Origin of the sequence: Luteimonas abyssi (genome assembly GCF_001482195.1) — a bacterium.
GTDB classification, from domain to species: Bacteria; Pseudomonadota; Gammaproteobacteria; order Xanthomonadales; family Xanthomonadaceae; genus Luteimonas; species Luteimonas abyssi.
On the sequence record NZ_KQ759763.1, the window covers coordinates 135,945 to 158,881 of the forward strand.

Consider the following 22,937-nt stretch of genomic DNA (forward strand, 5'->3'; position numbering starts at 1 on the left):
GGTCCGCACCGGTGTCCCTGCCAGGAGCTCCTATGTCCGCCTCCCCCTCCTCCAAGCTCGCGCAGCTGCGCGACATGACCGTCGTGGTCGCCGATACCGGCGATGCCGAGGCGATCGCACGCCTGAAGCCGGTCGATTGCACCACCAACCCGACCCTGGTGCGCAAGGCGCTGGACCTGCCGGTCTACGCCGATCTGGTGGAGCGCGAGCTCGCCGCGGCGCGCGACGGCGCCGGCGATGTGGAGACGCGCGCCCGCGAGGTGGTGGACCGCCTGACCGTCGGTGTCGGCGCCAAGCTCAGCGGCCTGGTGCCGGGACGGGTGTCGACCGAGGTCGATGCCGACCTCTCCTACGACACCGAGGCCACCGTCGCCAAGGCCAGGCAGTTCATCGCCATGTACGCCGATGCCGGGATCGACCGTGCGCGCATCCTGATCAAGATCGCCGCGACCTGGGAAGGCATCCGCGCCGCGGAGCAGCTTCAGCGTGAGGGCATCGACTGCAATCTCACCCTGATCTTCAACCGCAGCCAGGCCATCGCCTGCGCGGAGGCGGGCGTGTTCCTGATTTCGCCCTTCGTCGGCCGGATTCTCGATTGGTACAAGGCCCACGGGCAGGCGCCGGCGACGATCGACGACGATCCGGGCGTGCGCTTCGTGCGCGACGTCTACGCCGAGTTCAAGCGTCGCGGCTCGGATACCGTGGTGATGGGCGCGTCCTTCCGGTCCGCCGCGCAGATCGAAGCGCTGGCCGGCTGCGACCGTCTGACCATTTCGCCGGACCTGCTCGAGGCGCTCGACGCCGCGCACGGCGACCTGCCGCGCCTGCTGGTGCCGGAGGCCGCCGACGGCCAGCCGCGCACCCCGGTGGACGCCGCGGGTTTCGCCGCCGACCTCAAGGCCGACGCGATGGCCGACGAGAAGCTGCGCGACGGCATCAAGGCGTTCGCCGCGGATCTGGACGCGTTGCGCGCGTCGGTAGCCGAGCGTCTGCGAGCGGGCTGAGGCAGAGCGCCCTCATCCGCCCCTTCGGGGCACCTTCTCCCGCAGGCGGGAGAAGGGAACCGGCCGCGGCATGCTTGAGCCCTCTCCCGCTTGCGGGAGAGGGGCAGGGGGGAGGGCGGTGGGGTGCGGCGGGACAGCCCCTCATCCGCCCCTTCGGGGCGCCTTCTCCCGCAAACGGGAGAAGGGAATCGGCGCGACCTGCTTGAACCCCTCTCCCGCTTGCGGGAGAGGGGCAGGGGTGAGGGCCGCTCGAGATCGGATCAGCGCGCGTCGGAGGTGGACCGGGCTGACCGCCGCGGCTCCGCCACCACCAGCCAGTTGTTGAACGGCGTGTTGCCGTACAGCGGCGCGAACGTGGCCTGCAGGCCGGCGTCTTCCAGGGTGGCCTGCAGCCCTTCGCGGGTCGGATAGCAGCGTGCGCGTTCCTGCATCCAGCCGATCAGGTTGGCGAGGCGATCGGTGACGCGGGTGGTGCGGCTGCGGCCGCTGGTGTCGGCCAGGCCGGTGCGGATCACCAGCCGCGCGTCGGGCGTGAGCATCCCGGCCACGGTGCGCAACAGTGCGGCCTGTGCATCGGCCTGCAGATACTGGAGGACGTCGAGGATCGCCACGCTGCCGCGATGGTCCGGCGTGGTGCGGGCCAGATCGACGACGTCGAAATCGACGCCGGACAGTCCGGACGCGGCGGCCACACGACGACCGCGGTGGATCTTGTCGGCGTCGATGTCGACGCCGCGCCATGGCAGCGTCTGTCCGTCCTGGCGCAACGCGTGCGCGAGCAGGCCCAGGCCGCATCCGAGATCGAGCACCGGTGCCGTCGTCCCGCGCAGTGCGGCCAGCACGCCCGGGTACAGCGGGTCGCTGCGCAGCTTGATCAGCGTGTAGAAGTAATCGTGGCGATTGCCCAGCACATGCCGCGGCGCGAATGCGCGCGCGATGCGGCGTGCGGCGTCGGGAGCGAGCGGGCGGCCGTGGGTGGCCGCGATGGCGGCGGCGAGATCGGTCATGGTGCGCCACCGGTGTCGGCATCGCCCGCGGACGGGCCCGAAGGCGACGCATCCCCCGATGCTCCCAGACAGTGCCTGGCGTCGGGCAGCGCCAGCGCGGCCCATTCGGCATACATCGCCGCCGACGGGTGCAAACCGTCGTCGACCAGCATGGCGGGCTCGGCGCCGTGTGCGCGGCTGACCGGGGTCACGTTCGTCCAGCTGCAGCCGAGGGCCTTGCAGCGCTCGCCGGCGATCGCATTGAACGCATCGATGTCGCGGGCGATGGCGGCGGTGTCGCGGCCGGAGGCCTGCCCGAACGGGGTGACGCCCCAGTCGGGAATCGACAGCACCAGCACCCGTCCGGGGTGGTCGCCGGCGAACCCGATCGCGCGCCGGAGCAGCGCCTCGAACTGTTCGCGGTACTCGTCCGCTTCGCGCCCGCGGTACTGGTTGTTGACGCCGATGAGCAGACTGACGAAGTCGTACGGGTCGGACAGGTCCGCCGTGTCGATGGCGGCATCGAGTTCGTCGGTGGTCCAGCCGGTGGTGGCGACGATGTCGGGATCGGCCAGCGCGATGCCTTCCGCACGCAGGGCGCGGGCGAGCTGCAGCGGCCAGCGGCCTTCGGGTGCCACGCCTTCGCCGATGGTGTAGCTGTCGCCAAGTGCGAGATAGCGCAGCGACGTGGCTGCGGCGGTGGTCGTCGTGTCGGGACCGGAGGGGACGGGCATCGGTCGGTGCAACTCCTGGCGGACGCCCGCGCCGGTCGGCCGGGCGCGGGATGGGGCGGGGAAAACGGAGGAGGGCGGACGCGGCGGGGGGCTCAGCCCCGCGCGCTGCGCACCAGCGGCACGACCTTGCCGTTGGCTTCGGCGCGCCGGGTGAGCGCGCGGTCGATGCGGCTGAAGACTTCGCGCAACTGGTCCGGCTCGGGCAGCAGGGTGACCCGGAAATGGTTGCGGTAGGGCACGTTGAAGCTGGAGCCCGGCACCACCAGCAGGTCCTCGGTCTCCAACAGTTCCAGCGCGAAGGCGTGGTCGTCGAAGCCTTCGGCCGCGGCCCCGGTCACGCCGGGGAAGGCGTACAACGCGCCCTGCGGAACCTGCAGGTGCAGGTGCTCGCTGTCGGCGCAGCTCTCGATCACCGCGCGCCGCGCCTCGTACAGGCGGCCGCCGGGACGGCACAGGGCGCCGATGGTGTCGATGCCCTGCAGCGCCGCCGGGATCGCGAACTGACCGGGCACGTTCGCGCACAGGCGCAGCGCACCGAGCAGATCCATGGCGTGGTGGAACTCGCCGCTGGCGACCGGGTCGCCCGACAGCACCGCCCAGCCCACGCGCCAGCCGCAGGCGCGATGCACCTTGGACAGGCCGCCGAACGAAATGCAGGGCAGGTCGCCGGCCAGCGGCGCCAGCGGCTCGAACGCGGCTTCGTCGTACAGCACGCCGTCGTAGATCTCGTCGACCATCAGCAGCAGGCGATGCTTCTCGGCGACGGCGACGATGCGCTCCAGCAGCGCGCGCGGGTATACCGCACCGGTCGGGTTGTTGGGGTTGATCAGCACGATGGCGCGCGTGCGCGGCGACACCAGCGCCTCGATCTCGTCCGGATCGGGCAGGAAGCCCTGCTCGGCATGGCCGCGGTAGAACACCGGGCGGCCGTCGTTGAGGATGGTCGCGGCCGACCACAGCGGATAGTCGGGCGACGGCACCAGCACCTCGTCGCCGGGATTGAGCAGGGCGCGCAGCGAGATGTCGATCAGTTCGCTCACGCCGTTGCCGACGAACACGCGCTCCGGCGTCACGCCGGGCGCGCCGCGGTCGCGATGGAAGGCGGCGATGGCGTCGCGCGCGGCGGGCAGTCCCTGCTGGTGGGTGTAGGGATCGGTGTCGTGGATGTGGTCGGCGATGGCGCGCTGGAGGTGCTCGGGCGCGCGGAAACCGAATGCGCCGGGATTGCCGATGTTGAGCTTGATCAGCGTGCGCCCCTGGGCCTCGAGCTCGCGGGCGCGTCGGGCCAGTTCGCCACGGATCTCGTAACGGACTTCGGACAGGCGTTCGCGGGTCTTGAGGCTGGGCATGGCGGCGGCGTCGGGGCAGGGAAGGGTGGCGAAAAGACCGGCAAAACAGCGGCCGGATGCGGATCGCCACAGCCTAGCGGAAATCGCATCCCACTGCCGCGGCGTCGGCGCGCGTCGCGCGTCGGCGCAGGCGTCGCGGGTGGGGTAGATGTCCGGCTGGCCGGCTGCACGGCCGGCCGGCTCCCGGCGGCCTCCGACGACGGCGCGCAACCGGCCCGCCGCGAGGATGCGCCGCCCCGACACCGGCAGCGCATAGAATTCCGCCATGCCCTCGTTCCTGCAGATCTCTTGAGCCCCCCCGCCGCCGGCCCGGCGTTCGATGCGTTGCGTGCCATCGGCTGGCCGTTCGCCGACGCCGAGGCCGTCGAGCCCGCCTGGCGCGATGCCTTCGACGCGCATCCGGGCACGTTCCCGGCGCGGGTGGTCGAACAGCACCGCACCGGATACCTGGTGGCCCGCGCGCCCGGCGACGCGATGGCGGTGGAATCCCCGCCGGAGTGGCAGTTGCCGCGTTTCGCGCCGGAGCAGCGTGCCGCGGTGGGCGACTGGGTGCTGGTCGGCGACGGACGCATCGTCGCGCTGCTGGCGCGGCGCACGGTGATCAAGCGTGGGGCGGCCGGCGAGCACTATCGGCAGCAATTGATCGCGGCCAATGTCGACCGGGTGCTGATCGTGTCCGGCCTCGACGGCGACTTCAATCCACGCCGGATCGAGCGCTACCTGCTGTTGGTGCGCGGCGGCGCCGAACCGCTGGTGGTGCTGACCAAGGCCGACCGTGCCGCCACCTCGGTGGCGGATGCGCAGGCCGCGCTCGCGGCGGTGGTCGGCGATGCGGTGCCGGTGGTCGCGGTGAATGCACGCGATCCCGAAAGCGTGGCGGCGCTGGCGCCCTGGCTGGGGCCGGGGACGACCGCGGTGCTGGTCGGCAGTTCGGGAGCCGGCAAATCCACGGTCACCAACACCTTGCTGGGTCACGAACGCATGCGCACCCGTGCGGTACGGGCCGGCGACGACCGTGGGCGCCACACCACCACCCACCGCGCGCTGATTCCCTTGCCGTCGGGCGCGTGCCTGATCGACACGCCCGGCATGCGCGAGCTCAAGCCCACCGGCGAGGAGCATCTGGGCGACAACTTCGCCGACGTCGAGGCGCTCGCCGCGCAATGCCGCTTCCGCGATTGCAGCCACGCCAACGAACCGGGCTGCGCGGTGCGCGCGGCGGTGCAGGCCGGCATACTGGAACCTGCGCGGTTCGCGAACTATCTGAAGCTGCGCGAGGAGCTGGCCGCCGCAGCGCGTCAGCTCGAGGCGCGCCGCCGTGCGCCGAACCCGCCGCCGGGCGGACGCCGCCGCCGCTGATCCGGCCCGCCGCGGTGTCGACCGGCGTCGTGGGCTCCGCCTCAGAACAGGCCGAGTGCCCAGCCGACCCCCAGCATCGCCAGCGAGAACGCCCACATCCACCAGAACGCGTAGCGGATGTGGCGCCCCATCTCGAGCCCGGCCAGGCCGAGGGCGAGCCACAGCGCCGGCGAGAACGGGCTGATGAATGTCCCGATGATGTTGCCGATCACCAGCGCATAGACGGTCGACGCCGGATCAACGCCCAATGGGGTGACGATCTCCAGCGCCACCGGCAGTAGACCGAAGTAGTACGCGTCGGTGCTCAGCAACAGTTCCATCGGCAGCCCGAGCACGCCGAGGATGATGTGCAGCATCGGCAGCATCGCATCGGGCAGCACCGTGGCCAGGCTCTGCGCGATCGCGCGCAGCATGCCGGAACCGTCGACGATGCCCAGGAACGCGCCGGCGGCCAGGATGATCGAGCCCATCTTCAGCGCCGAGGCCGCATGCGCCGAAATGCGCGCCATCTGCGCCTTGCCGTCGGGATAGTTGATCACCAGCGCCAGCGACAGCCCGATCATGAAGGCCAGGGCCGCCGGCAGCACGCCGGCCACCAGCACCGCCAGCACGGTGACGAACAGGATTGCATTGATCCAGATCCGTCCGGGTCGGCGCAGGGCACGTGCTTCGGCGTCGTCGTCGCCGAGGCCGGTGAAGGTATCGGCCATCGAGCCGGGCGCGGGCGTCCAGCCATGGCCGGTGGCGATCCGGCGGCGCTCGCGCAGCCCCAGTCCGGCGGCCAGGGCCACCAGCAACACCGCGCCGGCCGCCTGCACTGGAATCAGCGGGCGCCACAGATCGGTGACGTCGAGCCCGGTGACCGCCGCGGCGCGACCCAGCGGTCCGGCCCACGGCAGCATGTTGAAGATGCCCGCGCCCAGCGCCAGCAACAGGAGCATCAGGTACGGACTCATCTTCAGTTCGCGGTAGAGCGGCAGCAACGCCGGCACGGTGAGCAGGAAGGTGGTCGCGCCGGCGCCATCGAGCTGCGCGACCATGCCCAGCACCGCGGTCATCACCGTGACGGCCACCACGTTGCCGCGGGTGGCTGCGACCAGGCCATTGATGATCGGCCGGAACAGCCCGGTGTCCTGCAGTACGCCGAAGAACAGGATGGCGAAGATGAACATCGCCGCGATCGGCGTCACCCGGGCCAGGCCACTGCCGAAGAATTCCGTGATCTCGGCCGGGCCGAACCCGGCGACGAGCGCACCGGCCACCGGTACCAGCACCAGGGCGACCACGGGCGCGACGCGGCCGCCCAGCAGCAGGGCCACGAGGCAGACGATGGTGAGTAAACCGATCAGGGTCAGCATTCGAACGTCCTCGAAAGAGCGGGCGCGACGTGGCGCCGAGGTCAGAAGTCGTAGTGCAGCCGGGTCGCGACGCTGCGCGTGCGGTCCACGGTGGCATCCAGCGTCCGGTCGTGGGTGCGTGCGTGGATGAGGTTGAGCATCAACCGCAGGTTACGTCGCAGGTACCAGTTGGCGCCGACGGTCCAGACGTCGGCATCGGCGTCGCGCAGGACGGCACCGCGTTGTTCGGCGTTGAGCCGGTCGTAGCGCAGGGCGAACTCGACCGCGCCACCAGGCGGCGGCGCCGCGATCCGGCCGAAGCGGCCGCTGGCGGTGTCGTAGTGGCGCATGCCGCCGCGGGCGAACCACGACAGCATCGCGTAGCCGCCCGCGGTGTCCGCGCGCGAGGCGCCATCGTCGTAGCGCGCGCCGGCCCACTCGGCCTGCCACGACCACGCGCCGACGACACGGGCGAATTCCAGCGACCACTTGTCGACGTCGACGTCGCGTCCGCTGTCGAACGCGATCAGCGTCGGCCGGCTGGCGTCGGCGGTGTAGCCGGCGGTACGCGGGCGCAGGCGCAACGACGGCGCGCCATCGGCGCCGGGGTGGTCGTGGCGCTCGTGCGCCAGTGACAGCCCCCAGTGCATCACGTCGCCCGGCTCGCGCCGCGGTGCAGTCGTCAGGCGCGCCACAACGCCCTCGCCCTTGGTGTCGGTGTCGTTGATGGAGGCCAGCCGGAACACGCTGCCACCGGCGGTCCAGGCGTCGCCCCCGCGCAACCAGCCGATGCCCAGCCGGTAGGTCTGCGGCAAGGTGCTGCCGAGCATGCTGCGCTCCATGAAGCTGCCGACGTTCGAGCTGGTGCGGTCGTCGAGGCTGAAGTGCTGCTTGAACTGTCCGACCGTCAGCCTTCCGCCGGCGAGGTCGTGGGCGATATAGACGTCGCGGGCGAGGATGTCGTCGGGATCGGAGACATCGACTTCGGCCTTGTAGCGCAGACGCCCGGCGTCGCCGGAGACCGCCAGCCACGCACGGCGCACCTCCAGGCCGCCATTGTTGCGATCGCCACGGTGGTCGTCGTCGTAGGCGTAGGCGTCCAGGTGCAGGCGTCCGGACACGCTGGCGGTGAAGCCCGTCTCCTGCGCGTGGACGGTCGCCGGCAACGCCAGCGCAAGACATGACACCAGGGCACACGCATGGCGTGCGCACAGCGTTGTGAACGTCACCGGCTATCCCTCCCAGGGTTCGTCGGACGGGCCGCGTTATATGCTGTCCGGCGACGGTGGCCCGTCCGCGCCGGTGTAGCGACCGAGCCTAGGGGCGGAATCCTGTCGTTGACCTGTCGTCGCCCGGGCCGTCCGTCATGCGCATCCTGTTGATCGAAGACAATCCGGACCTCGCCGATGCCATCGTGCGGCGGATGCGGCGCAGCGGGCATGCGGTGGACTGGCAGGCCGACGGCGCACGTGCGGCCGAGGTGCTGGGGTACGAGCGATTCGACCTGGTGATCCTCGATATCGGCCTGCCGGGACTGGACGGTCGCCGGTTGCTCGCGCAGTTGCGCGCGCGAGGCAACGACGTGCCGGTGCTCATGCTCACCGCGCTCGACGGCATCGAAAACCGGATCGAGGCGCTGGATGCCGGCGCCGACGATTACCTGGCCAAGCCCTTCGACTTCCGCGAACTCGAGGCGCGCTGCCGGGTCCTGCTGCGCCGCTCCGGCGGCAAGGCCAGCGAGGTGGTGCGCATCGACGGGCTGGTGTTCGACAACGCCGCGCACGCGCTGGTGCTCGACGGCGTGCCGATCGAGCTGCCCAACCGCGAATACCGGTTGCTGGAAATCCTGATCGGCCGTCTCGACCAGGTGGTGGGCAAGGACGAGATCGGCGGACAGTTGTTCGGATTCGACGATGACGTCGGGCCGAACGCCATCGAACTCTACATCGCGCGCCTGCGCCGCAAGCTGGCGCAGGCGCCGGTGCGCATCGTCACCGTGCGCGGTGTCGGCTATCGGCTCGAAACCCGGCGGGGCGAGGATGCGGTGTCCGGGCGTGACGATGGTTGAGCCAGCGTCCCGTGTCTCCATCCGCCGCACGCTGCTGGTCTACCTGGGCCTGCTGGTGCTGGTCGGTGGCACGGTGGCGCTGCTGGTCGTGCGCAGTGCGGCGGAGCGTGCGGCCGACCGTGCCTACGACCATCTGCTCGTCGCCTCCGCGTTGTCGATTGCGGGCAGCGTGGCGCGCAGTGAGGGCGCCTGGCTGGTGGATCTGCCGTACGCCTCGCTCGATCTGCTGGCGATGGCCCCCGACGACCGGGTCGCCTACCGGGTGACCGACGGGCACGAGGCCACCATTACCGGCGCACCCGACCTGCCGCCACCGCCATCGCGTCCCGCGGGGCAGGTGCCGCTGCTGTTCGATGCGGTGCACGGCGACGAACCGATGCGCTTCGCCCTGGTCGGTGGCGGCGAGATGGCACCCGGATTCGACACCCGCTACTGGGTGCAGGTGGGCCAGACCCGCCTGGCCCGCGACCTGCTGGCCGCGGACCTGGTCTGGCGCTGGGCGGGGATGATCGTCGGTCTGCTGGTGGCCGCGCTCGCGCTGGCGTGGCTCGCTGTCGGGCGGGCGTTGCGGCCGCTGGTGCGCATCGAGCGCGACCTGGGCCGCCGGGCGCCGTCCGAGCTCGGCCCGCTGCCGTCGGGCGCGCCTCGGGAACTCGCGCGGACGGTCGCTGCCGTTGATGGGTTCATGGCGCGTCTGCAGGTCGCGCAGACCGCCAACCGGGACTTCATGGCCGATGTCGCACATCAGATGCGCACGCCGCTGGCGGCACTGCGCGCACAGGCCGAACTGGGCCTGGACGACGACGATCCCGCCCAGCGCGAGCGCAGCCTGCAGGTGGTCGTCCGCAATGCGGCGGCGATGAGCCGGCTGCTCGGCCAATTGCTCAGCGATGCCGGTGTCGAGCACCGGGCCCGCACGTCGGACGCGGTCACGGTCGAACTGGGCGCACTGGTGACCGGTGCGGTCGAGGATGTGCTGCCCGCGGCCCTGCCCCGGCCGGCCCTGGACATCGACATCGACGCGGCACCGGTGCGTGTGTCCGGCGATCCTGTGTTGCTGCGCGAGGCGGTGAAGAATCTGATCGACAACGCGGTCCGCCATGGCCGCCCGCCGATCCGCATCGCGATCGGCGCGACGGATGCCGAAGCCTGGATCGAGGTCGCCGATCGCGGCCCGGGCATCGTGCCGGAACGGTTCGACGCCGTGTTCGAGCGCTTCGCCCGCCAGGCCAGCGGCGGCGAGGGCGCCGGGCTGGGCCTGGCCATCGTGCGTCGCGTCGCCGAACGCCATCGGGGTACGGTCGTGCTGCGCAACCGGGCACGGGGTGGGCTGGCGGTGCGTCTGCGGATCCCGGCGGTGCTCGCATGACCTCCCCGATCCTCAAGTGCCTGCTGGTGCTGGCCGGAGCATGCCTGTGGCTCGGTAGCGCCGGCGCGGAGATCCGCGATCGCCGCGTCTTTCCGGCATCGACGCAGGCGCCCGCGACCGACGTGCTGCGCATCCACGGCACCAGCCATGCCGATGTCATGGCCGCGCCGGTCCGCGATTTCCAGCAGCGCCATCCGCAGGTCGAGGTGGTCTACACCGAACTCGACGGACAAGGTCTGTACACCCGCTTCCTGCGTGAGCGCGAAGGGGGCGGTCGCCCCGACCTGCTGATCAGCAGCAGCATGGACCTTCAAGTCGCACTGGCCAACGCCGGACATGCGCGGCCGTACCGATCGGCCGCCACCCGCGCGCTGCCGGCCTGGGCGCACTGGCGCCACGAGGTGATCGGCATCACCTACGAGCCCGTGGTGATGGTCCATCACCGCGAGGCGCTGCCGGCTCCCCCGCGCAGCCGCCAGCAATTGCTCGACATGTTGCGTGCGCCGGACGCGCCATTGCGCGGGCGTATCGGCACCTACGATGCCAGCCGCAGCACGCTGGGCTACCTGCTCGCCAGCCAGGATGTGGAGTTCGGCAGCACGGGGGCCGCGTTGCATGCGGCGCTGGGCGCGAACGACGTGCGCCTGGAGACGCGCAGCCTGGCGTTGCTCGACGCGGTGGAGCGCGGTGATCTGCTGCTGGCCTACAACGTGCTCGGTTCCTACGCCCAGGCGCGGATCGACGCAGGCGCGCCGCTGGGCCTGGTGATGCCCGAGGACACCACCCGCATCGTCGTGCGCACCGTGTTGATCCCGAAGACGGCCCGTCAGGCCGGCTGGGCGGGGGCGTTCATCGACCATCTGCTGTCGGCATCGGGCCAGCAGGCCCTGGCACGGGAGTCCCGTCTGTCGCCGATGGCATCCGCCGATGGGCAGCCGTTCGGTGTGTATCGCGGGGTCGAGCCCGGCACCGGCGTGCGGCCGATCCGCCTCGGCCCCGGCCTGCTCGTGTATCTGGATGCGCTCAAACGCCGCCAGTTCCTGGACGCGCTCGGCGGCGAGCGTGGGGCGCCGTCGCCATGACAGGAGCAGTCGGGACATCCGTTGTTGCCCATCACCGGGCGCTGGATCTGCGCATGATCGAGGCCGCACGCGGACTGCGCGTGCTGGCGCTCACCAGCTGGCCCGCCCACGTGCAGCGGACCTTCCTCGATGGGGCGCTGGCCGGCCACGTGCGTCTGCCGCAGGTCACCTATCCGCGGCACGATTTCGCCGAGGTGCGTCGGGAACTCGATGCGATCGCCGGTGCCACCGATGCCTCGCATCCGCTGGGCGCCTATCTGATCGATTCCGCGCGCGACTGGGACACCGCAGCACACCTGCTCGAGACCCTCGGCAGCGCCGAAGCCGGCGCGCACTCGCACGCGCTGTATGGCGGTCCGGACGATCCGCTGCCGGGGAGCGATGCGCTGACCGCACGCGATGCGGCGCGCCACTTCATCGGCATCGCCGACGAACTCGACGCGGGCCTGCTGGCGCCCGAAGAGCACGTGGAGATCTCGGCCACCGCGTTGCAGCTGTGGCTGCAGGGCGAACTGGATGCGTTCTTCGGCGGCCGCACCGTGCAGGTGGATCTCGATCCGGACCTGATCGCCAAGGCCGCTGCCGGCGCCTACCGGATCCGCCTGCGTGCCGGCGCGGCCTATACCGACTACGACCGTCACCAGCTCTTGCAGCACGAGGCGCTGGTGCACTCGCTCACCGCACTCAACGGCCGCGAGCAACCGGTGCTGGGCAGCCTGGCGATGTCGTCGCCGCGCATCACCGCGGTGCAGGAGGGCCTGGCCACGTTCGCCGAGCAGATCACCGGCAACATCGACATCGAGCGGCTCAAACGCATCGGCCTGCGCATCGAAGCGGTCGCACTGGCGCTGGACGGCGCGGACTTCGTCGAGGTCTATCGGTACTTCCTCGATGCCGGGCAGACCGCGGCGGAGAGCTTCGCGTCGGCGCAACGCGTGTTCCGGGGGGTGCCGGTTCACGGCGGCGCCGCGTTCACCAAGGACACCGTCTACCTGCGCGGCCTGATCGACGTGCACACCTTCTTCCGGCGTGCGTTGGCGTCCGGCCGCCTGCGTCTGTGCCGGCTGCTGTTCGCCGGCAAGATGACCCTCGACGACGTGCAGCGCTTCGAGCCGCTGTTCGACGACGGCACGCTGGTGCCGCCGCGCTGGTTGCCGCCCTGGGTCGCGCGCGCCAACGGGCTGGCCGGGATGCTCGCGTTCTCGCTGTTCGCCAACCGGATCCGGCTCGATCAAGGTTGATCGACGCAATACGGTAGGGGGGGCGCCCCCTGGATCGTTATGACGGGTGGCGCCTGCGGCGAGGGGCTGTTCACTCCCCCCGACCAGCCCTTGCCCAGGCGCCATCCTTCCGCTGCCCGGTCATCCGGGAACTGTCCTGTACGCGCCCGCGTCGGGACGCGGCATCAGCGCTCGAACGAGGGCGGCTCACGCGTGGAGTGCAGCACGCGCACCGCGTCGCCGAGCGAGAACGGATTCGCGCCCGCCAGCAGGGTCTGCAGCTGCTGCCGGTCCGCGGTGGTGCCGGGCACCACGCCGATCCAGGCATTCCGCCCCGCGGCCTTGGCCGCGTACAGGCAGCGATCGGCGATCGCGCTGCTCTGCTGCCAGTCGCCCAGCGCCGGCCAGGCCGGCGAGAGCGGCCACGGCGCGAAACCGATCGAGCAGGTCAGCGTCAGCACCGCGCCGTGCGACAGCGGCACCGGTGTGCCGGCGATCGCCGCGCGCATGCGCTCGGCCAGCGCGGCGGCGGCATCGCCACCGGGCAGGCGAGCGACCAGCATGAATTCCTCCCCGCCCCAGCGCACCAGCAGATCCCGTTCGTGGCAGAGCGCGCGCATGCGCCCGGCGAACTGCACCAGGACTTCGTCGCCGGCCTGGTGCCCGTGGCCGTCGTTGATGCGCTTGAACGCATCGATGTCGATCATGAAGAAGTAGAGCGGGGTGGACGTCGCGCTCGCCGGCGTCTGCGCGATCCAGTCCTGCAGCGCGCGACGGTTGGCGAGCTGGGTCAGCGGGTCGATGCGGGTGGCGGCGTCGAGCTGCGCGTTGCTGAGCTGCAACTGCTGGTTGGCGTGCTCCAGCTGGGCGGTGCGCTGGGCGACGGTGCGGTTGAGCAGTTCGACGTGCTCGCGCTCGCGCCGGATGGCCCGCCGCGATCGGGCCATCAGTCCGGCGACCAGCAGGACGGCCAGCAGTGCGTAGGCGGCGTACGCGAGCGGGTGCCGCCACGGCGGCGGCGGAATGTGGATGTCGAGCGTGCGCGATGCGCCGAAGCGTCCGTCGCGGCCGGCCGCCTGGACCTCGAGGCGATAGCGCCCGGCCGGCAGGTGGTTCATGGACAGCTCCGCACGCGCCTGCTGGGGCTCGATCCAGCTCTCGTGCAGCCCGTGGACGCGGTAGCGCAGCCGCGCCGCGGCGGGTGCGAGGAAATCGATCGCGGTCATGCCGATGGAGAACACGCTGTCCTCGCTGTCGAGCGTGATGTCGGTGGCGTAGACGATGTCCGTATCCGACGACCGCCGGGGCTGGGTGTCGTCGTAGCCGAGCAGTTGCATGTCGGTGAGCACCGGCCGCGCCGGCGGGCTGCGCAGCGGCAGCTGCGCGGGTGCGATCACGTCCAGGCCGAGCGTGCCGCCGAAGTAGAGCCGGCCGTCGCGGCCGGCGAAGGCCGCGCCGCTGTTGTACTCCTGGCTGCGCAGGCCATCGCGGCGACCGAGGGTCTGGATGGTGCCGCTGGCGGGGTCGTAGACGCTCAGCCCCAGATTGGTGCTCAGCCACAACCGGCCACCGCCGTCGGGCAGGATCCGGTAGATCACGTTGTTGCCCAGGCCGTCCCGGTCGGTGATGACGGTGGATGCGCCGGTCGCCCGGTCGATCCGGAACAGGCCGGCGGCGAAGCTGCCCACCCACAGGGCGTCGGCGTCGGCGTGCAGCGCCCAGAGCGATGCGTGCAGGCCGGCACCGGCCGGCTCCACCCGTGTCAGCGCGTCCTCGGTCAGCCGCCACAGGCCGCGTGCGTTGGTGGCGATCCACAGCGTGCCGTCGGGATCGCGGTGGAACGTGGTGACCATGTCGCCGTCCAGCGGCGCCAGGCGCGGATCGTCGACGATGCGGCCGTCCTCCAGCCGGACGGGGCCGCCGCGGGTGCCCACCCACAGGCCATCGTCGTCGGGCAGCAGCGCATCCACCCTCGGATCGGGCAAGACATCGATGCGTTCCACGCGATCGTCCTCGTGCAGGCGCCAGAGGCCGGACTGGGTGCCGATCCACCAGCCGCCCTGCCGTGCGGGGACGACGGTACGCACCGACATCCGCGCCAGCGCCGGGACGAACCGCCAGGCCTCGCGTTCGTCGCGCAGGCCCAGGCCGCTGTCGGTGCCGATGAACATGCGCGCGCCGTCGCGCCGGATCGCGCGGATGGACTGGCTCGCCCAGTCGCGCATGTCGCCCAGGTCGACGTCGTCGTGCAGGATCACCGAAGCCAGCGGGCGCACCCGGTACAGCCCGGACGTGTAGGTGCCGATCCACCACGCGCCGGTGCTGCTCTGGTGCAGCTGGGTGATCGCGCTGCCGGGAGGCCGGTCGAAGCGCAGCGCGCGTACGGTGTCGCGGCCGGCTTCGAGTAGGCTCACGCCGCCGTCGGTGAAGCCGATCAGCACATCGCCGTTGTCCAGACGTAGCAGTGCGCTCGGATCGGCGCCGGCACCGAAGGCGTCCGCCGGCCAGTGCTGCAGCACGTGGCCGGTCGGGTCCAGCCGGAACAGGCCGTTGCCGACGGTCATCAGCCAGAGGTCGTCGGCGCCCGCCTGCAGCCCGACGCAGCGGCCGTCGGGCGCCGGCGACGGCAGCCCCTGCAGCGCGTGCTCGTCGACCCGCCACAGGCCGCAGCGCGCATCCAGCGCGACCGGCCCCGACAGGGGGGGCGACCACGCGAGCCCGACGATTTCCGCGGTGGCGCCGAGCGTGCGGGCGCTGCCGATGTCGGCGGCGATACGGTCAACGCCGCGCTCGGTGCCGACCCAGGCGCCGTCCTCGCCAGGATCCAGCAGGATCTGCGTGACCCGAAGATGCGACAGGCCGTCGTCGACGCCGAGTTGCCGGCGTGTCCACGTCGGCAGGTGCACGACGTCCACCCCGGCGTCGTTGGTTCCCAGCCACAGCCGTTGCCGTTGCGCTTCGAACGCGAGGCTGTCGATGCTGCCGCTGGCCAGGCTCGGCCGGCGCGCCCGCGACAGGCCTTCGGCCCGATACGTGCGGAAGCCGTGGCCGTCGAAGCGGTTCAGCCCGTCCTGGGTGGCCACCCAGAGAAAGCCCTGGTCGTCGGCCTGCAGGGCGGTGACCGACAGCTGCGACAGGCCTTCATCGAGCCCGTAGCGCTCCAGGCTCAGCGACGCGGCGGGTGGGTCGGGCATCTGCGCCGCCAGCGGCGGTGCGAGGCAGAGCGCGAGCCATCCGCAGACGGCCCGGCGCCACCAGGGCCGGCGGAAACGAACGGGTGACGACGGAGGCGTCGCGATGGCGACGGCGGGGGGCGGCGACGGCGGATGACCCACAGGCGTGATCTTCTTCTCCAGTTCCCCCGCCCACAGTGTGCCCGCAGCCGTGCGCGGTGCCCAGCGCGCATTCATGAATGGGGCGCCCGTCCTTGGGCGCCCATGCCAGACTGTGCGCATGGACGCTCCCACCATCCTCGTCGTCGACGATCACCCGCTGTTCCGCGCGGCGGTGCTGCACGCCCTGCGCGAAGCCATGCCGGAGGTCCGCGTGGTGGAGGCGGCCAGCGTCTCCGCGCTGGCCGAGGCGATCGGCGCGCACGCCCAGCTCGATCTCGTCCTGCTCGATCTCGCCATGCCGGGTGCGCGCGGCCTGTCGTCGCTCGTGCACCTGCGCGGCGAACGCCCCGAGGTGCCGGTGGTGGTGATCTCCTCCAACGATCATCCGCGCACGGTGCGCCGGGTGCAGCAGTTCGGCGCGGTCGGCTTCATCCCGAAGTCGTCGCCGGCCGACACCATCGGCGAGGCGGTGCGCACCGTGCTCGACGGCGGCGACTGGTTCCCGCCGATGACCGTGGAGCGGTCCGAGGCCGATGCGCAGCTGGCGACGCGGCTGGCGCAACTCACCCCGCAGCAGTTCCGCGTGCTGATGAGCCTGGCCGACGGTCTGCTCAACAAGCAGATCGCCTACGAACTGGGTCTGGCCGAAAACACGGTCAAGGTGCACGTCACCGCGATCCTGAAGAAGCTCGGCTGCCACAGCCGCACCCAGGCGGCGGTGATGGTGAAGGCGCTGGAGCCCGAGGACGACGTCTAGCGGCAGCGGGCGTGCGGCCCGCCGGCCCCGTCAGGCGCCGCGCAGCAGCAACTGGGTCATCAGCGCGCGCAGCGCGGGCGGACGGACCGGTTTGGGCAGGAACTGCCAGCCTTCCTTCTGCGCGATGGCGCGCGCGCGCTCGCCGCTGTCGCCGGTGAGCAGCACGACCTGCGGCGTGTGTCGCCAGATCCGCACCAGCCGCGCGAACACCTCGGGCCCGGTGGTCGCGCCCATGTGCAGATCCAGCAGGATCAGTGCGGGGACCTCGTCGCCGTTCTCGCGTGCGGCGGCCAGGGCCGCGTCCGCACCCGCGGCCACCGGGACGCGGCAGCCCCAGCGTTCGAGCATCGTGCGTGCGGCGATGCAGCTGTGGGCATCGTCGTCGACGTACCAGACCACGTGGCCGCGCAGCGGCGAGGCCGCTTCCGTCGCGGGCGGAGCGGCGACCGGATCGGGCAATGCGGCCGGCGCATGCGCCGCGCGCGGCACGGTGACCGAGAACATGCTGCCGCGGCCGGGCTGGGAGTCCAGCCCGATCCGGTGTCCGAGCAGCCGTGCGATGCGTTCGACGATCGCCAGGCCCAGGCCGGCGCCACGGGTGTTGTCGCTGCCCTCGTCGAGGCGGCGGAACTCCTCGAAGATCTCGCGCTGGCGCGCATGCGGAATGCCGGGGCCGGTGTCCCGGACCTCGATCCGCACCTGGTCGCCCACGCGCCGGCAACCGAGCAGGATGCGCCCGCGCTTGGTGTAGCGCACCGCGTTGGAGATCAGGTTCTGCACCACCCGGCGCAACAGCGCGGCATCGCTGCGCACCGCCAGCCCGGTGCGCACGTAGGTCAGTTCCAGACCGCGGGCGCGGGCGAGGATGCCGAATTCTCGCGCCAACGCGTCCAGCAGCGGATCGAGCGCGAAGTCGCGCACGTCGGTCTGCTGGGATCCCGACTCAAGCCGCGAGATGTCCAGCAGGCTGTTGAGGATCGCGTCCTGCCCGGCCAGGGCGGCATCCACGTGGTCGGCCACCTCGCGCTGTTCCGGCGCCTGCAGGTGCGAGCGCAGCGTGGACAGGAACATGCGCGCGGCGTTGAGCGGCTGCAGCAGGTCGTGGACGGCCGCGGCGACGAAGCGGGTCTTGTAGCGGTTGGCTTCGACCGCCGCGCGCCGGGCCTGTTCCAGGTCCGCGGTGCGGCGGGCGACGCGCCGCTCCAGCGCGTCGGCCAGCGAGCGCAGTTCGCGTGCGGTGGCCTTGTAGCTGGTGATGTCGGCATAGCTGGTGACGAAGCCGCCGTCGGGCAACGGATTGCCGCGGATTTCCAGCACCAGGCCGTCGTCCTTCTCGCTCTCGCGCATGTGCGGCTTGCCGCTGCGCAGATGATCGAGACGGCGCTGGATGGCGTCTTCCACCGGCCCCGGGCCGAGCAGGCCGCGACGCGCGTTGTAACGGAAGACGTCCTCGATCGGGCGCCCGACCTGGACGAGGTCGGGCGGGAAGCGGAACAGTTCGATGTAGCGCGCGTTCCACGCAGTGATGCGCAGGTCGGCGTCGATGATGACCACGCCCTGCGGCAGGTGTTCGAGTTGCCGGCTCAGACCGACGTCGGCGCGCTGCGCGGCTTCCACCAGGCCGTCGCGGGCCGTGCGCAGTTCGCGTGCGTGCTGTTCGACGAGGGCCTCGAGCTCGGCGCGGCTGCGCAGCCGCAGCGCGCCCAGGCGCGCGCGCTGCTGGGCGAACAGCGACACGAAGACGAGGACCAGCCACGAGGCGCCTGCGATCGCGGCCCACTGGTTGGCCGCGGCGGCGACGGGTGCGGCATCGCGCAGCAGGTGCAGCGACCAGCCGGTGTCCGCCACCGAGGTCCGTTCCCACAGCCACTCGCCGGGCATCGACGGCGCATCGATGCGCGCCAGCAGCGGCGCGCCGTCGTCGACCGGCGGTGCCGGGCCCAGGTAGCGCTGCAGGTCGATGTCGCCGTACTGGCGGGTGGCGATGAGGTCGTCGCGGGCACCGGGGTCGAGCGGCGACAGCGTGCGCCAGCGCCAGTCCTCACGGCCGGCGAGGAAGACGATGCCGCGTGCGTCGCCCAGCAGCAGGACATCCTGCTCGCGCGCCCACTCGGCTTCGACGGCGGTCAGCTCGATCTTGATGACGATGACACCCAGGATCCTGCCCGCCTCGTCGCGCAGGGCTTCGGAAAGGAAATAGCCGGGGATGCCGGTGGTCACGCCGATGCCGTAGAAGCGGCCGTGGCCGTAGGCCAGGGCCTGCTGGACATAGGGACGGAAGGCGTAGTCCTCGCCGACGTTGCTGCCGGATTCGCGCCAGTTGCTGGCGGCGATGGCCGTGCCCCCGGTGTCGATCAGGGTCAGGGTGGAGGCGAGGGTGGTGAGGTTGGTCTCCTCGAGGCGCCGATTGAGGCGGTCGCGGGTGGCGGCGTCGATCGGCGCGGCCAGGCTGTCGCGCAGGTCGGGATCGAGTGCGAGCAGCTGCGGCAGGGCGCGGTAGCGCTCGATGCGCAGGTCCAGCGCCTGGGCATGCAGATGGAGTTGCTGGGCGGCCTGTTCGGCGTGGTCGGCGAGGGCGTGACGATGGCCCAGCCGGTGGCCGAGCGCGACCACCAGCGCCAGCCCGCCGATGGCGACGAGCAGGGTCAGGAGCAGGCGGTTGAGGTGTGGGCCGGGACGCATCGCGTGCAGTGTAGGGCCCCGTCCGACCGGTGGCTCAGGCGGTCGCCCCGGCCGTGGCGTTCGTGGGCGTGCCGTCCAGCCGGAACGCGTCCACCGCCCGGGTCAGCGCCCGCGCCTGGTCGGCCAGGCTGCGGGTGGCGGCGCCGGCTTCCTCGACCAGGGCCGCGTTCTGCTGGGTCGAGGTGTCGATCTGGGCGATCGCCTGATTGACCTGCTCGATGCCCTGGGTCTGTTCCTGCGAGGCCGCGCTGATCTCGGCGGTGATCCCGGTGACCTGGCGCACCGCCTCGACGATGCCGGCCATCGTCTCGCCGGCGGCGACGACCTGGTCGGCGCCCTGCCGCACCCGCTGGACCGAATCGTCGATCAGCGTCCGCACCTCGCCGGCCGCCGCGGCCGAGCGTTGTGCCAGTGCGCGCACTTCACCGGCGACCACCGCGAACCCGCGCCCCTGTTCGCCCGCGCGCGCGGCCTCGACCGCGGCGTTGAGCGCCAGCAGGTTGGTCTGGAAGGCGATGCCGTCGATCACGCCGATGATGTCGCCGATGCGCGACGAGGCGGCCTGGATCGCGCCCATCGTCGTCGCCACCTGTTCCATCGCGCGCCCGCCCTCGGCCGCGATGCCGCCGGTCTCGTGCGCGAGCCGGTTGGCCTGGCGCGCGTGCTCGGCGTTCTGGCGCACGGTCGAGGTCAGTTCCTCCATCGACGCCGCGGTCTCCTCCAGGTTGGCCGCCTGGCCCTCGGTGCGCCGCGACAGGTCGGTGTTGCCCGCGGCGATCTCGCCGGCGGCGGTGTCGATCGCGCGCGCTGCGTCCTGGATGCCGCGCACGATGCCGGCCAGCTGGGCGGCGGTGCGGTCGGTGGCGGTGGCCAGTGCCTCGAACGCGCCGCGGTACTGGCCGTCCGTGCGCTGCGACAGGTCGCCGTCGGCGATCGCGCCGACGATCCGGCCGACGTCCGACAGGCCGGTGTCGGCCTGCGCCATCAGGCGGTTGAGCGCGTCCACCATTTCGGCGAAGGCGAACCGGTAGCGGTCGCGATCGCCGCGCGCGGCGAAATCGCCCTGCGCGGCGGCCTCGGCCAGCTGTGCGATCTCGCGCTGGATCGCCGACAGGTTGGCCTTCACCGCATCCAGCGCCTCGTGCAGGCGGGCGCGCTGGCCCGGCAGGCGTCGCATGTCGGCGCGCAGGTCGCCGCGGCCGTAGGCGTCCATCACCGCCATCGCATCGGCGATCGCGTCGAGGTGCTCGAACACCACCGTGTTCACGCCGCGTGCCAGCGTCCCGTAATCGCCGGGGAAATCCTCCGGCATGCGGTGGCCGATGTCCTCGCCCTGCTGCAGCGCGATCATGGTCTGCATCTCGGTGTTGAACCGACGCAGCTGCTCCTGCATCTGCTGCATGCTGGCCATCAGGTGCCCGGTCTCGTCGTCCGCGTCGACCCGGATCGGGGTGTCGAACCGACCGCCGGCGATCGCCTCGGCGGTGCGGGTGGCGGTGCGCAGCGGCCCGACGATCGCGCGGCCGATCCACCAGGCCAGGCCGGCCACCGCGCCCAGCAGCAGCGCACCGAGCGCGACCATCCGCCAGGTGAACCCCATCGCGTCCTCGCGGATGTCGTCGGCGTACACGCCCATGCTCAGGATCCAGTCCCAGTCCGGATACGCACGCGCGTAGCTGATCTTGGGGAACTGCCCTTCCACGCCGGGACGCGGCGCCCGGTAGGTGGAGTAGCCGTCGCCGCGGCGCACCGCGTCCAGGATGTCGCGGTAGACGTACTCGCCGGCAGCGCTGGTGTAGTCGCGCATGTCGTCGCCGGGCGCACGGTTGGGATGCATCACGATGCGCAGCTGCGGATCGGCGATGAAGAAGTAGTCGGTACCGGCATTGGTCCGCACCGCCGCAAGCGCCTCGATCGCGCGCGCCTGCGCCTGCGGTCGGGTGAGCGTGCCGTCGCGCGCCTGCGCGGCGTAGTGCTCGATCAGGCTCATCCCGGCATCGACCTGGGTCCTGACGCTCAGCTTGCGCGCCTCGGTCAGCTCCTGGAACTGCAGGCGCGCGGCCGCGGTCGACAACAGCACGATGCCCAGCGCCATCGTGCCGCACAACACCGCCAGCTTGTGGGCCACGGACAGGTCGGCGAAACGTCGCCGTGCGGGCTGGAACAGGGACATGGCGGCCGCCGGGTCGAAAAAGTCCCGGCGTTATCGGCCGCGGCCCGGCGAACTTGAGGCGACGGCGGCCGCCATGCCCGGCCCGCGTCGCGGGGCCGGACGGGCGTCCCTCAGAAATGCACCTGCGCGCGCATCTGGATCATGCTGGGCGAGGTGGACTCCTCGCCGCGGGTCGCGTTGACGCGCACGTAGTTGGCCTGCAGCTTCACGTTGCGCGACAGGTACCAGTTGGCGCCGAAGGTCCAGTCGTGCTGGCGGCCGCCGGCGATGCCGCCGGAGTCGAGATCCAGCGTGCTGTAGCGGGCCAGCAGTTCGACCGCGCCGGTGGTGGGGCGGTTCGGGACCGGATTGGCGACGTTGCCCTGCGAATACGGGCGCGTCTCGCCGGTGACCAGCCAGCTCGCGGCGATGTAGCCGCCGTCGGCGGTGTAGTCGCCAAGGCCGTCGTCGCGCTCGACCTCGGCACGCAGCAGTTCGCCCTGCAGTGACACCGGACCGCGGATCCACAGGCCTTCCAGGCCGGTGCGCACGATGTTCGACACTGGCGTCAGTTCGCCCGAATCGACCAGGCGCAGATCGGTCAGGTTGGAACCCGGACGCGCGCGCAGGCGGCCGCCGGGGCGGATGTGCTCGCCGTCGTCGCCGGTCGTGCCCTCGGGGTTCTCGCGCGACGCGGTGACGCCCAGGTGCAGCACGTCGCCCTCGGCCTTGCGCGGGGTCCAGGCGCCGCGCAGGGCGACGGTCTGGCCGGGATTGCCGCCTTCCAGGTCCTGGCCGGCGTAGCCGCCGACCTGGAACAGCGCCTGGTCCTGCTCCAGCGTCCATTCCACGCCCGTGCGGCGGCCCTGGTAGATCGCCTGGATCGGCGCCGACAGCTCCAGGAAACTCACCGCGCGCGAGCTGGTCACGCCTTCGAAGCCGACCGGCACCTTCATGTAGCCGATCCGCAACCGGCCCAGGTCGCGGCCGAAGAAGTGCTCGCTTTCGAACCGCACGAAGGCGTCGAGCCAGCTGCCGGCCTCGAAGTCGTAGTAGACCATCGCGTCGTAGACGCCCCGCTTGCGCAGGGTGGCGCCGAATTCGCGGCGGCGCAGGCCGTCGGCGTCCTCGAGCCGGTCGTCGTCGTCGAAACGCACGAAGTCCCAGGCGACGTTGCCGGTGAGGGTGAACTCGGTACCGCCGTCGAACGTGAACTTGGGCGGCCAGGCCTGCGTCTCGGCGGCGTGGGCGGCAGGCACGGACAGGGGCAAGGCGACCGCGCATGCGAGCGCGGACAGCATCAGGATGGGGCGCATGGGACCTCGCGGGGGGAGGCGTCGGAGGGGAGGCGACGCCGACATGGGGGAGCCGAAGTCTACGCCCGGATCCGGCTTCCGTAACCGGTTTCATAGCTCGAAAGTGTTAGTCGCGATATCGCGAAATGTGTCCCGTAACACCAATGTGCTATCGGCGTCGGCCGGGCGACGGCGTACAACGAATCGC

At 71.6% G+C, this 22,937-nt stretch carries 16 protein-coding genes; 7 read left to right on the top strand and 9 right to left on the bottom strand.

Going from position 1 to position 22,937, the window contains the following annotated elements; all coding sequences use genetic code 11:
* Nucleotides 1–32: 32 nt before the first annotated feature.
* Nucleotides 33–1,004: a transaldolase gene (locus RG19_RS00490; RefSeq protein WP_058833550.1), complete on the top strand. Its 972-nt coding sequence runs from the start codon at nucleotides 33–35 to the stop codon at nucleotides 1,002–1,004.
* 260 nt (nucleotides 1,005–1,264) lie between these two features.
* On the opposite strand, the gene RG19_RS00495 is transcribed toward RG19_RS00490, so the two are convergent.
* The 3 genes from RG19_RS00495 to RG19_RS00505 all read right to left on the bottom strand — a co-directional run bounded on the left by RG19_RS00495 (nucleotide 1,265) and on the right by RG19_RS00505 (nucleotide 4,073).
* Nucleotides 1,265–2,011 carry a methyltransferase domain-containing protein gene (locus tag RG19_RS00495; protein WP_082672384.1) on the bottom strand — a complete coding sequence of 249 codons (747 nt, stop codon included), beginning with the start codon at nucleotides 2,009–2,011 and terminating at the stop codon, nucleotides 1,265–1,267.
* Nucleotides 2,008–2,724, bottom strand: a complete 717-nt coding sequence (locus RG19_RS00500) for an SGNH/GDSL hydrolase family protein (RefSeq protein ID WP_058833551.1) — start codon at nucleotides 2,722–2,724, stop codon at nucleotides 2,008–2,010. Before RG19_RS00500 ends, RG19_RS00495 begins: the two co-directional genes overlap by 4 nt.
* Before the next feature lie 92 nt (nucleotides 2,725–2,816).
* Nucleotides 2,817–4,073 (bottom strand): aminotransferase class I/II-fold pyridoxal phosphate-dependent enzyme, encoded by a 1,257-nt coding sequence (locus RG19_RS00505; protein WP_058836321.1) that lies wholly within the window; start codon nucleotides 4,071–4,073, stop codon nucleotides 2,817–2,819.
* Between the two features lie 288 nt (nucleotides 4,074–4,361).
* Here RG19_RS00505 and rsgA point away from each other — a divergent pair, with 288 nt between their 5' ends.
* Nucleotides 4,362–5,432: a ribosome small subunit-dependent GTPase A gene (rsgA, locus tag RG19_RS00510; protein ID WP_058833552.1), complete on the top strand. Its 1,071-nt coding sequence runs from the start codon at nucleotides 4,362–4,364 to the stop codon at nucleotides 5,430–5,432.
* Nucleotides 5,433–5,473: 41 nt separating this feature from the next.
* On the opposite strand, the gene RG19_RS00515 is transcribed toward rsgA, so the two are convergent.
* Together RG19_RS00515 and RG19_RS00520 are read right to left on the bottom strand one after the other, a co-directional pair.
* The gene (locus RG19_RS00515; protein ID WP_058833553.1) at nucleotides 5,474–6,790 is read right to left on the bottom strand and encodes a CitMHS family transporter; all 1,317 of its coding nucleotides are present in this window, start codon (nucleotides 6,788–6,790) and stop codon (nucleotides 5,474–5,476) included.
* 41 nt (nucleotides 6,791–6,831) lie between these two features.
* A complete protein-coding gene (locus RG19_RS00520) occupies nucleotides 6,832–7,998 on the bottom strand; it encodes an OprO/OprP family phosphate-selective porin (RefSeq protein WP_238376561.1) in 1,167 nt (388 codons plus the stop codon).
* Between the two features lie 137 nt (nucleotides 7,999–8,135).
* Here RG19_RS00520 and RG19_RS00525 point away from each other — a divergent pair, with 137 nt between their 5' ends.
* The 4 genes from RG19_RS00525 to RG19_RS00540 are packed head-to-tail and all read left to right on the top strand — an operon-like array spanning nucleotide 8,136 to nucleotide 12,529.
* On the top strand, nucleotides 8,136–8,837 hold the full coding sequence (locus RG19_RS00525) for a response regulator transcription factor (RefSeq protein ID WP_058833554.1): 702 nt from the start codon (nucleotides 8,136–8,138) through the stop codon (nucleotides 8,835–8,837).
* Nucleotides 8,830–10,206, top strand: a complete 1,377-nt coding sequence (locus RG19_RS00530) for a sensor histidine kinase (RefSeq protein WP_058836323.1) — start codon at nucleotides 8,830–8,832, stop codon at nucleotides 10,204–10,206. Before RG19_RS00525 ends, RG19_RS00530 begins: the two co-directional genes overlap by 8 nt.
* Entirely contained in the window at nucleotides 10,203–11,288 is a 1,086-nt protein-coding gene (locus RG19_RS00535) for an ABC transporter substrate-binding protein (protein ID WP_058833555.1), read from the top strand. The genes RG19_RS00530 and RG19_RS00535 overlap by 4 nt, the downstream gene beginning before the upstream one ends.
* On the top strand, nucleotides 11,285–12,529 hold the full coding sequence (locus tag RG19_RS00540) for a peptidase MATCAP family protein (protein ID WP_058833556.1): 1,245 nt from the start codon (nucleotides 11,285–11,287) through the stop codon (nucleotides 12,527–12,529). Before RG19_RS00535 ends, RG19_RS00540 begins: the two co-directional genes overlap by 4 nt.
* 164 nt (nucleotides 12,530–12,693) lie before the next feature.
* Here RG19_RS00540 and RG19_RS00545 read toward each other — a convergent pair whose 3' ends face one another.
* Complete coding sequence (locus RG19_RS00545; RefSeq protein WP_162267035.1) at nucleotides 12,694–15,702, bottom strand: ligand-binding sensor domain-containing diguanylate cyclase; 3,009 nt, start codon at nucleotides 15,700–15,702, stop codon at nucleotides 12,694–12,696.
* 259 nt (nucleotides 15,703–15,961) lie between these two features.
* On the opposite strand from RG19_RS00545, the gene RG19_RS00550 reads away from it, so the two are divergent.
* A complete protein-coding gene (locus RG19_RS00550) occupies nucleotides 15,962–16,600 on the top strand; it encodes a response regulator (protein ID WP_058833557.1) in 639 nt (212 codons plus the stop codon).
* A 30-nt stretch (nucleotides 16,601–16,630) separates the two neighbouring features.
* Here RG19_RS00550 and RG19_RS00555 read toward each other — a convergent pair whose 3' ends face one another.
* The 3 genes from RG19_RS00555 to RG19_RS00565 all read right to left on the bottom strand — a co-directional run bounded on the left by RG19_RS00555 (nucleotide 16,631) and on the right by RG19_RS00565 (nucleotide 22,750).
* A complete protein-coding gene (locus RG19_RS00555) occupies nucleotides 16,631–19,282 on the bottom strand; it encodes a hybrid sensor histidine kinase/response regulator (RefSeq protein WP_058833558.1) in 2,652 nt (883 codons plus the stop codon).
* Nucleotides 19,283–19,316: 34 nt separating this feature from the next.
* Entirely contained in the window at nucleotides 19,317–21,455 is a 2,139-nt protein-coding gene (locus RG19_RS00560) for a methyl-accepting chemotaxis protein (RefSeq protein WP_058833559.1), read from the bottom strand.
* A gap of 110 nt (nucleotides 21,456–21,565) precedes the next feature.
* Nucleotides 21,566–22,750 carry an OprO/OprP family phosphate-selective porin gene (locus RG19_RS00565; protein WP_058833560.1) on the bottom strand — a complete coding sequence of 395 codons (1,185 nt, stop codon included), beginning with the start codon at nucleotides 22,748–22,750 and terminating at the stop codon, nucleotides 21,566–21,568.
* Between the last annotated feature and the right edge of the window lie 187 nt (nucleotides 22,751–22,937).

Excerpts from the sequence above, each read along its gene's own strand:
- RG19_RS00490 (WP_058833550.1), top strand. The coding sequence starts at position 33 with ATGTCCGCCTCCCCCTCCTCCAAGCTCGCGCAGCTGCGCGACATGACC.
- RG19_RS00495 (WP_082672384.1), bottom strand. The coding sequence starts at position 2,011 with ATGACCGATCTCGCCGCCGCCATCGCGGCCACCCACGGCCGCCCGCTC.
- RG19_RS00500 (WP_058833551.1), bottom strand. The coding sequence starts at position 2,724 with ATGCCCGTCCCCTCCGGTCCCGACACGACGACCACCGCCGCAGCCACG.
- RG19_RS00505 (WP_058836321.1), bottom strand. The coding sequence starts at position 4,073 with ATGCCCAGCCTCAAGACCCGCGAACGCCTGTCCGAAGTCCGTTACGAG.
- RG19_RS00515 (WP_058833553.1), bottom strand. The coding sequence starts at position 6,790 with ATGCTGACCCTGATCGGTTTACTCACCATCGTCTGCCTCGTGGCCCTG.
- RG19_RS00525 (WP_058833554.1), top strand. The coding sequence starts at position 8,136 with ATGCGCATCCTGTTGATCGAAGACAATCCGGACCTCGCCGATGCCATC.
- RG19_RS00530 (WP_058836323.1), top strand. The coding sequence starts at position 8,830 with ATGGTTGAGCCAGCGTCCCGTGTCTCCATCCGCCGCACGCTGCTGGTC.
- RG19_RS00535 (WP_058833555.1), top strand. The coding sequence starts at position 10,203 with ATGACCTCCCCGATCCTCAAGTGCCTGCTGGTGCTGGCCGGAGCATGC.
- RG19_RS00540 (WP_058833556.1), top strand. The coding sequence starts at position 11,285 with ATGACAGGAGCAGTCGGGACATCCGTTGTTGCCCATCACCGGGCGCTG.
- RG19_RS00545 (WP_162267035.1), bottom strand. The coding sequence starts at position 15,702 with ATGCCCGACCCACCCGCCGCGTCGCTGAGCCTGGAGCGCTACGGGCTC.
- RG19_RS00550 (WP_058833557.1), top strand. The coding sequence starts at position 15,962 with ATGGACGCTCCCACCATCCTCGTCGTCGACGATCACCCGCTGTTCCGC.
- RG19_RS00555 (WP_058833558.1), bottom strand. The coding sequence starts at position 19,282 with ATGCGTCCCGGCCCACACCTCAACCGCCTGCTCCTGACCCTGCTCGTC.
- RG19_RS00560 (WP_058833559.1), bottom strand. The coding sequence starts at position 21,455 with ATGTCCCTGTTCCAGCCCGCACGGCGACGTTTCGCCGACCTGTCCGTG.
- RG19_RS00565 (WP_058833560.1), bottom strand. The coding sequence starts at position 22,750 with ATGCGCCCCATCCTGATGCTGTCCGCGCTCGCATGCGCGGTCGCCTTG.